Consider the following 12,558-nt stretch of genomic DNA (forward strand, 5'->3'; position numbering starts at 1 on the left):
CCGACCGCACTACCAGCGGGTCAGATCGTTATACAGAGCCAGCAGCATTACCCCCAGCACTAGCCCCATGCCTATCTGAAAACCGATGATCTGCAGTCGCTCAGATAACGGTTTGCCGCGGACCCACTCGATAAAGTGAAAAACCAGATGACCGCCGTCCAATACAGGCACAGGCAGCAGGTTTAAGACCCCGAGGCTGATGCTCAGATAAGCTAGAAATCTCAGAAAGTCGGTAAGGCCCGACTCCGCTGAAGCGCCCGCCACTTTAGCAATGGTTATGGGGCCACTCAAGTTTTTTGCCGAGAGCTCACCGACCAACATCTTGCGCAGCGAGTCGAGGGTCAGCACCGTCATACGCCAGGTTTGCGCTACAGCCTGCGGCACTGCCTCCAGCGGATTAAGCCGCACGGTGCGCAACTTGTCGTCCGGCATCGGCGGAATCGTCACGCCGGCGCCCAAATAACCCTGCTGCCGACCGTCCACTTCCCGCGAGCCTAAGCGCAAGCTCACTGACTGCGTGGCGCCAGCGCGCTCAATCAACAGTTCCACGCTTTGCTCAGGCCGCTGACGAATCAGCTCAACCAGCATCTCCCAGCTGGTGACAGGCTGACCGTCAAAGGCCAACACCCGATCACCGCTTTGCAGACCCGCCGCAGCAGCTGCCGCTTGACTGTCTAGCTCGCCGAGCACCGGAAGCAGCTCGGGCATCCACGGCACTAAACCGAGCGAGCGCAGCGGCGCTGGCTGATCCTCACCTTTCTGCCAATCCAACAAAGACAGCTGACGCTGCTGCGCGACACTGCTGCCGCTCGGCAGCACCGTGATGAGCAAGGTGCCGCTTTCACCTAAGCGCGCCACCAGCTGTAGGTTGACCGCATCCCAGCCCGGCGTTGCCACGCCATCGACGGCGACAATCTCATCACCTGCTTGCAGGCCTGCTTGCTCGGCCATGCTATCGGGCAGCACCGTACCGATCAGCGGGCGCACTTGCTGGGTGCCAACTAAGCCAATCAGCCAGAAAAACGCGATGGCGAGCAAAAAGTTCGCGATTGGTCCAGCAGCGACAATCGCCATGCGCTGACCAACCGGCTTGTGATTAAAACTCTGCGCTTGCTCATGCTCAGCCACTTCGCCTTCACGCGAGTCGAGCATTTTCACGTAGCCGCCTAAGGGCAAGGCAGCGATGACAAATTCGGTGCCGTGGCGGTCGTACCAGCGCAGCAGCGGCGTGCCGAAGCCCACCGAGAAGCGCAGCACTTTCACACCACAGCGGCGCGCCACCCAAAAGTGGCCAAACTCGTGAAAGGTCACCAAGACGCCCAAGGCAATCAGGGTGCCGAACAGCATATACAGAGAACTCATGCCCTCGCCTTCAGCGCCTGTTGCGCTGCTTCGCGTGCTCGGCGATCAGCCTCAAGCACGCACTCCAAACTGTTTGCCGGCTGCACTGCCACACACTGCAAGACCGTCTCAATCAGAGCGGCGATACCGGGGAAGCTCAACCGCTCGCTTAAGAACGCTTCCACGGCCACCTCGTTCGCCGCATTGACCAACGCCGGCGCTGTACCACCAGCCTCGGCAGCCTCGCGCGCTAAACGCAGGCATGGAAAGCGTTGCATATCGGGTTCGGTGAAATCCAGTCGCGCCACTTGCAGCAAATCCAGCGGCGCCACGCCAGAGTCGATGCGCTGCGGCCAGGCCAAGGCATGTGCAATGGGTGTGCGCATATCCGGATTGCCCATCTGCGCCAGCACCGAGCCATCGACATAATCGACCAGCGAATGAATCACGCTTTGCGGATGCACCACCACTTCGACTTGCTCCGGGCGCGCATTGAACAGCCAACACGCCTCGATCAATTCGAGGCCTTTATTCATCAGACTCGCCGAATCGACGGAAATCTTCCGCCCCATCGACCAGTTCGGATGCGCACACGCCTGCGCCGGGGTTACCGCCTGCAGCTGCTCAGCAGTGAAATTACGGAACGGCCCACCGGAGGCGGTCAGTAAAATGCGTCGCACGCCGGTTTGACTTAAACCTTCGGCAAAGTTGCCCGGCAGGCACTGGAAGATCGCGTTGTGCTCACTGTCGATCGGCAATAACTGCGCGCCATGCGCCTGCACGGCCTGCATGAATAGCGCGCCAGACATAACCAGGGCTTCTTTGTTGGCCAGCAGAACTTTCTTGCCCGCCCGCACCGCCGCCAGCGTGGGTAATAAACCCGCCGCACCGACAATCGCCGCCATCACCGTATCGACATCGTCGTGCTCGGCAACCGCGCACAAACCCGCCTCACCCACCAAAACCTGGGTAGCAAGACCCGCGGCTTGCAGACCGCCACGCAGGTGCCGCGCGGCCTCTTCACTGGCGACCACGGCAAATTGCGGACGGTGTTTAATGCACAGCTGTTCCAGCTCAGCCAAACGGCTATGCGCGGTTAAGGCGAACACCGCATAGCGCTCAGGGTGGCGCGCCAATACATCCAGCGTGCTTAAGCCGATGGAGCCGGTAGCCCCCAGCACCGTAACGCGTTGCATGATTACAGCGCGCCCCACTCACTCACCCACAACAACAGGGTGAACACTGGGATTGCTGCGGTGAGGCTATCGATGCGATCCATCACCCCACCATGCCCCGGCAGCAAGTTGCTACTGTCTTTGATCCCGACATGGCGCTTAAACATACTTTCGTTCAAATCGCCGACCACCGAGAACAACACCACCACTAAGGTGCCGCAAAGCATCAGCAGCAGCGAAGCGCTATCCACTTCACGCTGCCACGCCACGCCGGCGGTGATCAGCAAGGTAAGGAATAAACCGCCGAACAAACCTTCCCAGCTTTTGCCAGGGCTCACAGCCGGCGCCAGCTTACGTTTGCCCCAGGTTTTGCCGGCAAAGTAGGCGCCCACATCAGCACCCCAGACCAAAATCATCACCGCCAAAATCAGCGCGTTACCCTCTGGCCAGCTCTTCAGCACTTGCAAGCCTTGCCATGCTGGCAGCAGCACCACAAAGCCGATCAACAAGCCCTGCACACGCCCCTGCCAGAGCAGCGCCATGCGCGGAAACAAGGCCACCAGCATCACCGCCAGCACCCACCACGCAGCCCCCGCCAGCAACACAGTGTCGGCCCAATGCGGATGCCACCAGAGCTGATAAATAGCGCCCAACATGGCGGCGGCATACAACACGCGCTGCCACTGCGCGGCGAAGCCCGCCAAGCGCGCCCACTCCCACGCCGCCAACGTGACCACGCCTGCGATAAACAGGGCGAACTTAACCCCGTAGAGCAGAAAGAAACCGGCCAACGCCAGCGGCGCCAAAATCAGCGCCGTGATAATTCGTTGCTTTAGCATGAAGTGCGCTGCTCCGCTTCGATTTGCTCGCTGGTTTTACCGAAACGGCGCTGCCGCGAGGCGAAGTCGGCCAGCGCGTCACGCATCGCGTCGTGACGAAAATCCGGCCAGTACAAGTCCGAGAAATACAGCTCGCTATAAGCCAGCTGCCACAGTAAGAAATTGCTGATGCGGTGCTCGCCACTGGTGCGAATACACAGATCTGGCAGCGGAATACCCGCCGTCGACAGCTGCGCTTCTAACAGTTCGGCACTGATTTGCTCGCTACGCAGCTCACCACGCTCGACCTGCCCCGCCAGCTTTTGCGCCGCCTGGACGATGTCCCACTGGCCGCCGTAGTTCGCGGCAATCTGCAAGGTAAACCGCTGGTGATGGGCGGTTTGCGCTTCGGCCTCTGCCATGGCGGCTTGCAGCTCAGGATGAAAGCGCGAACGATCGCCAATAATGCGCAGGCGAATCGCATTTTCGTCGAGCTTAAAGGTTTCTTTGCGCAGCGCAGTGAGGAACAGCTCCATCAGCGCACTGACTTCATCGGCGGGGCGCTGCCAGTTTTCACTGGAAAACGCGAACAGGGTGAGCACTTGCACACCCTGTTCAGCGCAGACTTCAATCACTGCGCGCACCGCATCGACACCTGCTTTATGGCCGGCAACTCCCGGCAACAGGCGTTTCTTCGCCCAGCGGTTATTGCCATCCATAATGATGGCCACATGGCGAGGAATCACCGCCAGTGGTGCCATCTTCGGCTTTTTCTTCAGCATACGACGGGCCTTATACGGCCATCAGATCAGCTTCTTTGCCTTCCAACGCCTTTTCAATCTCGGCGATGAATTTGTCGGTCAGCTTCTGCACTTCGTCGGCAGCACGACGCTCGTCGTCTTCCGAGATTTCTTTCTCTTTCTGCAGGTCTTTCAGCTGTGCCAGCGCGTCGCGGCGAATGTTACGCACCGCCACACGGCCTTGCTCGGCTTCTTGACGCGCCTGACGGGTGTAGCCCTTACGGGTTTCCTCGGTCAGCATCGGCATCGGCACTCGAATGGTAGTACCAGCGCTGGATGGGTTAAGCCCCAAGTCTGAAGTCAGAATGGCCTTTTCCACGGCCTGAATCATGCTCTTGTCGAACACGGTCAACGCCAGTGTGCGGGCATCTTCAGCCACCACGTTGGCCACTTGGCGCAGCGGGGTGTCGGCGCCGTAGTACGACACCATCACGCTATCGAGAATGCTCGGGTGCGCACGACCAGTACGAATCTTGGCAAACGCGTGCTCCAGCGACTCGACGGACTTCTGCATGCGCGTCTGCGCTTCCTTCAAAACTTCGTTGATCATGTTCAACCCTCGACCAAAGTGCCTTCGGCGCCGCCCACGACAATATTCAGCAGGGCGCCAGACTTGTTCATGTTAAAGACCCGCAGCGGCATGTTGTGATCGCGACACAGGCAGATGGCGGTTAGATCCATCACGCCCAGCTTGCGATCCAATACCTCGTCATAGCTCAGACGATCGAACTTTTCAGCGTTCGGGTCTTTGAAAGGATCGGCAGTATATACCCCATCGACCTTGGTGGCTTTAAGAACCACATCAGCATCCACTTCGATGGCACGCAGGCAAGCGGCCGAGTCGGTGGTGAAGAAGGGGTTGCCAGTACCGGCAGAGAAGATCACCACTTCGCCGGCCTTCAAATGGCGCATGGCTTTACGGCGGTCGTAATGATCGGTCACGCCGACCATGGAAATCGCCGACATCACCAACGCCGGAATATTCGAGCGCTCCAGCGCATCGCGCATGGCCAAGGCGTTCATCACGGTGGCCAGCATGCCCATGTGGTCGCCGGTGACGCGATCCATGCCCGCCGCCGACAACGCAGCGCCACGGAACAAGTTACCGCCACCAATCACCAGACCGACTTGCACGCCAATACCGACCAACTGGCCGATTTCCAGCGCCATGCGATCGAGCACCTTCGGATCGATACCGAAGTCTTCACTTCCCATCAGGGCTTCGCCGCTTAATTTGAGCAGAATGCGCTTGTAGCGCGGCTGGCGCGGATTGCTTGCCATGCGGATCTCCTTCTGGTTAATGGACAAAGAGGCCGAACGCGGTGCGATCAGCCTCTTTGCAATGCATCATGCGGACAGCTTACTGCTTGCTAGCAGCAACCTGGGCAGCCACTTCGGCGGCGAAGTCCACTTCAGCTTTTTCGATGCCTTCGCCCACTTCGTAACGAATGAAGGCAACCACTTCAGCACCGGCTTTCTTAGCCAGATCACCGATCTTGGTTTCGCCGTCTTTAACGAAGACTTGCTCAACCAGGCTCGCTTCAGCCAGGAATTTGTTGATACGGCCTTTAACCATGTTCTCAACAATGTTTTCCGGCTTGCCAGCGATCTTGTCAGCGTTCAGGGCCAGGAAGATTTCTTTTTCCTTAGCGATCAGCTCGTCAGACACATCAGCCGGACTCAGTACTGCCGGGTTGCTGGCAGCAACGTGCATCGCGATGTCTTTGGCCAACTCAACGGTACCGCCCTTGAGCACAACCAATACACCGATGCGGTGGCCGTGCAGGTAAGAACCTACTACGTCGCCTTCAACGCGCAGCAGACGGCGGATGTTGACGTTCTCACCACACTTGGCAACCAGCGCCAGACGCGCGTCTTCTTGCGCGGCGATCAGCGGCGCTGCGTCGGTCAGCTTCTCGTTGAAAGCCTTGTCCAGGCTGGCAGCTACGAAGCCTTTGAAATCGTCCTGCAGAGCCAGGAAGTCGGTCTGCGAGTTCACTTCGATGATCACAGCGGCTTTGTTGTCGTCAGCCACTTTGATGCCGATGGAGCCTTCAGCGGCAATGTTACCGGCTTTCTTGGCGGCCTTGATGGCGCCGGCTGCGCGCATGTCGTCGATGGCTTTTTCGATGTCGCCTTCAGCGGCTACCAGTGCTTTTTTGCACTCCATCATGCCCAGACCAGTACGCTCACGCAGTTCTTTAACCAGGGCTGCAGTAATCTCTGCCATTGCTCAATCCTCTCAACTAGGTGATTCACTACGCCCGGCCAGGCCGAGCGGGATCTCATTCAGATGACAAAAAGGGGGCCGGGCCCCCTTCTTGCCTACCGATGTTGCCGGGGAATTAACCCTCGGAAGCCTCGGCAGCTACTTCTTCAACGAACTCGTCGCCAGCGCCACCGTTCTGCTTGCCGCGCAGTACTGCGTCAGCCATGGCAGTCAGGTACAGCTGAACAGCGCGAATCGCGTCGTCGTTACCCGGGATGATGAAGTCAACGCCTTCCGGGCTGCTGTTGGTATCAACAACGCCGATTACCGGGATACCCAGCTTGTTGGCTTCACAGATAGCGATGGCTTCGTGATCAACGTCAACCACGAACAGTGCGTCCGGCAGGCCGCCCATATCCTTAATACCACCCAGACTGCGCTCCAGCTTTTCCAGATCGCGCGAACGCATCAGCGCTTCTTTCTTGGTCAGCTTTTCGAAGGTGCCGTCGTCACGCTGAGCTTCCAGATCACGCAGACGCTTGATGCTCTGACGGATGGTTTTGTAGTTGGTCAGCATGCCGCCCAACCAGCGATGATCAACGAACGGCTGGCCGCAACGCTGCGCTTCTTCACGAACGATTTTGCCCGCAGAACGCTTGGTGCCAACGAACAGAATTTTGTTCTTGCCCTGAGCCAGCTTCTCAACGAAAGACAGTGCTTCGTTGAACATCGGCAGGGTTTTTTCCAGGTTAACGATATGAATCTTGTTGCGCGCGCCAAAGATGTACTTGCCCATCTTCGGGTTCCAGTAACGGGTCTGGTGGCCGAAGTGCACACCGGCCTTCAGCATGTCGCGCATGGTGACTTGAGTCATGAAAATCTTCCTCGAGATTTGGGTTGGGCCTCCACGCATCCCCGCGACCAACCCGAAGGCACCCAGGTCGTGGTGTCGATACGTGTGCGGTTTTAAGTCTTTTACGGCACCACGCCGCAAAAGCGCGCGCTTTATACCATAGAAAGCCAGTACAGGCTAGCAAACCCAGCGCGCAATCGGCATTTACGCCGCACAACCTTAAGAGCCGCGGCGCAAGCTGCTACTATAGCGCCCTTTGCTTTGCCGGCCGTTTGGCCCGTCACTACGAGAGTCGTTATGACCGTTACCATCAAGACCCCCGCAGAAATCGAAAAAATGCGCGTCGCAGGCCGCTTGGCCGCCGAGGTGCTGGAAATGATCGGCGCACACGTCAAGCCGGGCATCACCACCAATGAGTTAGATCGCCTGTGCCACGATTACATCGTCAATGTGCAGCAGGCCATTCCCGCGCCGCTGAACTACAAAGGCTTCCCCAAGTCGATCTGCACCTCGATCAACGACGTGGTGTGCCACGGCATTCCTAACGACAAGGCGCTGAAGAACGGCGACATCATCAATATCGATGTCACTGTGATCAAAGACGGCTACCACGGCGACACCAGCAAGATGTTCTACGTCGGTGACGTGCCGGAGTGGGCTAAGCGCCTGTGCGAAGTCACCCAAGAGTGCCTTTATAAAGGCATGGCGCTGGTTAAGCCCGGCGCACGCTTGGGCGACATCGGTGAAGTGATTCAAAAGCACGCAGAGAAACACGGCTACTCAGTCGTGCGCGAGTTCTGCGGCCATGGCATTGGCGCGGTGTTCCATGAAGAGCCGCAAGTGCTGCACTACGGCAAAGCCGGCACCGGCATGGAATTAAAAGAAGGCATGACCTTTACCATCGAGCCAATGATCAACCAAGGCGTGGCCGGCACCCGCGTGATGGGCGATGGCTGGACGGCGAAAACCAAAGACCGCAAGTTATCTGCGCAGTGGGAGCACACCATTCTGGTCACCGCCGATGGCTACGAAGTGTTTACCCGTCGCCAAGAAGAAGCCTTTAACTAAGCAGGAGCCGGCATGTCGCAGGTCGATAGCGCGTTGTTTGATGCAGGCCAGTTTCAAGCCGAACTGGCACTGAAAAGCAGCCCACTCGCCGCCTTTAAAAAAGCCCTACGGCAAGGCAATGAAGAGCTGAATCAGCGCTTTGTCAGTGGCGTCGATATTCGTCAGCTAATCACCGACCGCGCGTGGTTTATCGACCAAATTCTCACCCATGCCTGGCAACGCTTTGACTGGGGTGACGGCAGCCAAATTAGTCTGGTCGCCGTCGGCGGTTATGGCCGTGGCGAACTGCACCCGCATTCGGATATCGACCTGCTGATTCTGCTGCAAGACGACCTGCACGAGCAGTTCCGCGATTCCATCGAGCAATTCTTGATGCTGCTGTGGGATATCGGCTTAGAAGTCGGGCAAAGCGTGCGCAGCATTAGCGAGTGCGCCGATGAGGCACGCGGCGACCTGACCATCATCACCAACCTGATGGAAAGCCGCACCATTGTTGGCCCCGAGCATCTTCGCGAGCAGATGCAAGCGGCCACCGCACCTGAGCAAATGTGGCCGAGCAAGCACTTCTTCCGCGCCAAGCGTGAAGAGCTGACTCAGCGCTACAGCAAGTACGGCGACACCGAATACAACCTAGAGCCCAACGTGAAGGGCTCGCCCGGCGGCCTGCGCGATATTCAAACCATTTTGTGGATTGCCCGCCGCCACTTTGGCACCAGCGATTTGGCTGAATTGGTGCAGCGCGAGCTGCTCACCGAAGGCGAATACACCCTGCTCTCCGCCGGACAAGAGTTCCTCTGGCGCGTGCGTTACGCCCTGCACATGCAGGCGGGCCGCGCCGAAGACCGCTTGCTGTTCGATCACCAGCGCAAAATCGCCACACTGTTCGGCTTTAACGATGACGACGCCAGGCTCGCCGTCGAAGCCTTTATGCAGAAGTACTACCGCCGCGTTATGGGCATTTCTGAGCTGTGTGATTTGTTCATGCAGTACTTTGAAGAGCGCACCGGCAGCGACAGCCCCGAGCAGATCAAGCCGCTCAACAGCCGCTTTCAGGTGCGCAACGGTTATATCGAAGCCGTGCACCCCAAAGTATTTAAGCGTGCGCCGTTCGCCATGCTGGAGATTTTCGTTCTGCTGGCGCAAAACCCCGAACTCAAAGGCGTGCGCTCAGAAACCATCCGCCTAATCCGCGACAGCCGCCACTTAATTGATGACGACTTCCGCAACGACCTGCGCAACACCTCGCTGTTTATCGAGCTGTTCCGCTGCGATGAAGGCATTCACCGCAATCTGCGCCGCATGAACCGCTACGGCATTCTCGGTCGTTACCTGCCGGAGTTCGGCCAGATCGTCGGGCAGATGCAGCACGACCTCTTCCACATCTACACCGTGGATGCGCACACCCTCAACGTGCTCAAGCACATGCGCAAACTCAAGGTGCCGATGTTCCAAGAGAAATTCCCCCTGGCGTGGGAAGTGTTCGAGCGCCTGCCCAAACGCGAGCTGCTGTACTTGGCCGGCTTGTATCACGACATCGGCAAAGGCCGTGGCGGCGATCACTCCGAGCTCGGCGCCGTGGATGCGGAGATTTTCTGTAAGCGCCATCATTTACCCGCATGGGACACCCGCTTGGTCAGCTGGCTGGTGAAGAGCCACTTGGTGATGTCCACCACCGCGCAGCGCAAAGACATTACCGACCCCGATGTGATTCACGAGTTTGCCCAATACGTGGGCGATCAAACCCGTTTGGATTACCTCTACGTGCTCACTGTGTCGGACATCAACGCCACCAACCCGACGCTGTGGAACTCGTGGCGTGCCTCGCTGCTGCGTCAGCTGCACACCGCCACCAAGCGCGCCTTGCAGCGCGGCCTAGAGAACCCCGAAGACCGCGAAGAGTCGATCCGCGAGACACAGCTGGCCGCGCTGGATTTGCTCCAACGCGCCGGCATCGAAGCCGACACCGCCGAGCAACTGTGGGCGCAACTGGGCGACGACTACTTTCTGCGTCACGACAGCGCCGATGTGGCGTGGCACACCGAGGCCATCATCGCGCATGGCGACAACCCCGAGCCGCTGGTGCTAACCCGCGAGACCACTCAACGGCAGTTCGAAGGCGCCACGCAGATCTTTATCTACGCCGCCGACCAACACGACTTCTTTGCCGTAACAGTGGCCGCGATGGATCAGCTCAACCTGAGCATTCATGACGCGCGCATCATCACCTCGACCAGCCAGTTCACCCTCGACACCTACATAGTGCTGGATGCCGACGGTGAGCCGATTGATGGCGATGTGCAGCGCCTAAAAGACATTCGCGAAGGCCTCGTCGGCGCACTGAAAAACCCCGACGACTACCCCGAGATCATCCAGCGCCGCACCCCGCGCCAGCTCAAGCAGTTTGCCTTTAAGCCACAGGTGACCATCTTTAACGATGCCAGCCGGCATGTGAGTGTGATCGAGCTGCTCGCCCCCGACCGCCCCGGCCTGTTGGCGCGGATCGGCGGCATTTTCCTCGACTTCGACCTGTCGCTACAGAACGCCAAAATCGTCACCTTGGGCGAGCGCGTGGAAGACGTGTTCTTCGTCACCGACGCCAACAACCAGCCGCTCGCCGACCCCGAGCTGTGCAAGCGCCTAAGCGACGCCATCATCACCCGCCTGTCTGACGCCCAAGGCGACAACACAGTGCCCGCCCCCATCGTGTTTTGATCAGGACTGCCATGAACCCCGCGCTGAACCTACTGCACCCATACCCGTTCGAAAAACTGCGCGCGCTGTTTGCCGATGTCACCCCAGCGGCGGATAAAAAACCCATCGCCCTGTCGATTGGCGAGCCCAAGCACGCCTCGCCCGATTTTGTCGCGCAAACGCTGGCCGACAACCTCGCACAGCTGGCCGTGTACCCGACCACCGCTGGTTTACCCGCCTTGCGTGAGAGCATTGCGCGCTGGGCCGAGCGCCGCTTTGCCTTGGGCGATAATGGCCTTGATGCAGAAACCCAAGTGCTGCCGGTGAACGGCACCCGCGAAGCGCTGTTCGCCTTTACCCAAGCGCTGATCAATCGCGAGCAAGCCGATGCCTTAGTGCTGAGCCCCAACCCCTTCTACCAAATCTACGAAGGCGCCGCGCTGCTCGCCGGTGCGCAGCCGCACTACCTGCCCTGCACCGCTGAGCACGGTTTTAATCCGGACGTTAACGCCGTACCGGCGGAGATTTGGCAGCGCTGCCAGCTGCTGTTTATTTGCTCGCCGGGCAACCCCACTGGCGCCGTCGTGCCAAGCGAGACGCTCAAACAGCTGATCGCGCTGGCTGACCAATACGACTTCGTGATCGCCTCCGACGAGTGCTACAGCGAGCTGTATTTTGACGAAGCGGCACCGCCCGTCGGCCTGCTGCAAGCCTGCGCCGAGCTAGGCCACACCGATTACGCGCGCTGCGTGGTGTTCCACAGCCTATCCAAGCGCTCTAACTTGCCCGGCCTGCGCTCAGGCTTTGTCGCCGGCGATGCAGCCATCCTCAAGCAATTTTTGCGCTATCGCACCTACCACGGCTGCGCCATGCCGGTGGCCAGTCAACTGGCCAGCATCGCCGCGTGGGGCGACGAAGCGCACGTGAAAGAAAACCGCGACCTGTACCGCGCCAAGTTCGATGCCGTGCTGGAAATCTTGGCCCCCGTGCTGGACATCCAGCGCCCCGACGCCGGCTTTTACCTGTGGCCGCGCACGCCGATCAGCGACAGCGAATTTGCCCGCCGCTTATACGAGGCCGAACACGTCACTGTGGTGCCCGGCTCGTACCTCTCGCGTGAGGTTAACGGCAACAACCCCGGCGCCAACCGCGTGCGCATGGCCTTGGTCGCCCCGCTGGCCGAGTGCATCGAAGCCGCGCAGCGTATTCGCCGCTTTGTGGAGAGCCTGTGATGATTACCCTGTACGGCATCAAAGCCTGCGACACGATGAAAAAGGCCCGCACTTGGCTCGACGAGCACGGCGTGGCCTACACCTTTCACGACTACAAAAAAGACGGCGCGCCGAGTGCTGAACTGCTCGCCCGTTGGTGCGACGAGCTGGGTTGGGAGAAAGTCCTCAACCGCGCCGGCACCACCTTCCGCAAACTGCCGGATGAAGCCAAAGCCGACCTCGACCAAGCCCGCGCGATTGCTCTGATGCAAGCACAGCCGTCGATGATTAAGCGCCCTGTGCTGGCCTTAAGCGAGCAGCATCTGCTCGGCTTCAAGCCCGAGCTCTACGCCACTCATCTGAGCTAAGTGGCCTGCGCAACACGCGGCTTA

At 59.2% G+C, this 12,558-nt stretch carries 12 protein-coding genes; 4 read left to right on the forward strand and 8 right to left on the reverse strand.

Features of this window, described 5'->3' with window-relative positions:
- Positions 1-9: 9 nt before the first annotated feature.
- The 8 genes from rseP to rpsB all read right to left on the reverse strand — a co-directional run bounded on the left by rseP (position 10) and on the right by rpsB (position 7,217).
- Complete coding sequence (gene rseP, locus BMX80_RS04770; protein WP_074865758.1) at positions 10-1,362, reverse strand: sigma E protease regulator RseP; 1,353 nt, start codon at positions 1,360-1,362, stop codon at positions 10-12.
- The gene (gene ispC, locus BMX80_RS04775) at positions 1,359-2,537 is read right to left on the reverse strand and encodes a 1-deoxy-D-xylulose-5-phosphate reductoisomerase (RefSeq protein WP_074865761.1); all 1,179 of its coding nucleotides are present in this window, start codon (positions 2,535-2,537) and stop codon (positions 1,359-1,361) included. Before ispC ends, rseP begins: the two co-directional genes overlap by 4 nt.
- 2 nt (positions 2,538-2,539) lie before the next feature.
- Entirely contained in the window at positions 2,540-3,355 is an 816-nt protein-coding gene (locus BMX80_RS04780) for a phosphatidate cytidylyltransferase (protein ID WP_074865764.1), read from the reverse strand.
- The gene (uppS, locus tag BMX80_RS04785; protein WP_139214025.1) at positions 3,349-4,095 is read right to left on the reverse strand and encodes a polyprenyl diphosphate synthase; all 747 of its coding nucleotides are present in this window, start codon (positions 4,093-4,095) and stop codon (positions 3,349-3,351) included. Before uppS ends, BMX80_RS04780 begins: the two co-directional genes overlap by 7 nt.
- A 31-nt stretch (positions 4,096-4,126) precedes the next feature.
- The gene (gene frr, locus BMX80_RS04790; protein WP_071872734.1) at positions 4,127-4,684 is read right to left on the reverse strand and encodes a ribosome recycling factor; all 558 of its coding nucleotides are present in this window, start codon (positions 4,682-4,684) and stop codon (positions 4,127-4,129) included.
- A 2-nt stretch (positions 4,685-4,686) separates the two neighbouring features.
- The gene (pyrH, locus tag BMX80_RS04795) at positions 4,687-5,415 is read right to left on the reverse strand and encodes a UMP kinase (RefSeq protein ID WP_071872735.1); all 729 of its coding nucleotides are present in this window, start codon (positions 5,413-5,415) and stop codon (positions 4,687-4,689) included.
- A gap of 79 nt (positions 5,416-5,494) precedes the next feature.
- Entirely contained in the window at positions 5,495-6,364 is an 870-nt protein-coding gene (gene tsf / locus BMX80_RS04800) for a translation elongation factor Ts (RefSeq protein WP_071872736.1), read from the reverse strand.
- Between the two features lie 115 nt (positions 6,365-6,479).
- The gene (gene rpsB / locus BMX80_RS04805) at positions 6,480-7,217 is read right to left on the reverse strand and encodes a 30S ribosomal protein S2 (protein WP_071872737.1); all 738 of its coding nucleotides are present in this window, start codon (positions 7,215-7,217) and stop codon (positions 6,480-6,482) included.
- 276 nt (positions 7,218-7,493) lie between these two features.
- On the opposite strand from rpsB, the gene map reads away from it, so the two are divergent.
- Genes map through BMX80_RS04825 form a run of 4 tightly spaced genes read left to right on the forward strand, consistent with a single transcriptional unit; the run spans position 7,494 to position 12,534 of the window.
- Positions 7,494-8,264, forward strand: a complete 771-nt coding sequence (gene map / locus BMX80_RS04810) for a type I methionyl aminopeptidase (RefSeq protein WP_074865767.1) — start codon at positions 7,494-7,496, stop codon at positions 8,262-8,264.
- A gap of 12 nt (positions 8,265-8,276) precedes the next feature.
- Positions 8,277-10,976, forward strand: a complete 2,700-nt coding sequence (locus BMX80_RS04815) for a [protein-PII] uridylyltransferase (RefSeq protein ID WP_074865771.1) — start codon at positions 8,277-8,279, stop codon at positions 10,974-10,976.
- An 11-nt stretch (positions 10,977-10,987) separates the two neighbouring features.
- Positions 10,988-12,187: a succinyldiaminopimelate transaminase gene (gene dapC / locus BMX80_RS04820; protein ID WP_074865775.1), complete on the forward strand. Its 1,200-nt coding sequence runs from the start codon at positions 10,988-10,990 to the stop codon at positions 12,185-12,187.
- On the forward strand, positions 12,187-12,534 hold the full coding sequence (locus BMX80_RS04825; RefSeq protein WP_074865777.1) for an ArsC family reductase: 348 nt from the start codon (positions 12,187-12,189) through the stop codon (positions 12,532-12,534). Before dapC ends, BMX80_RS04825 begins: the two co-directional genes overlap by 1 nt.
- Positions 12,535-12,558 lie beyond the last annotated feature (24 nt).

Origin of the sequence: Atopomonas hussainii, from assembly GCF_900109735.1 — a bacterium.
Classification (GTDB): domain Bacteria; phylum Pseudomonadota; class Gammaproteobacteria; order Pseudomonadales; family Pseudomonadaceae; genus Atopomonas; species Atopomonas hussainii.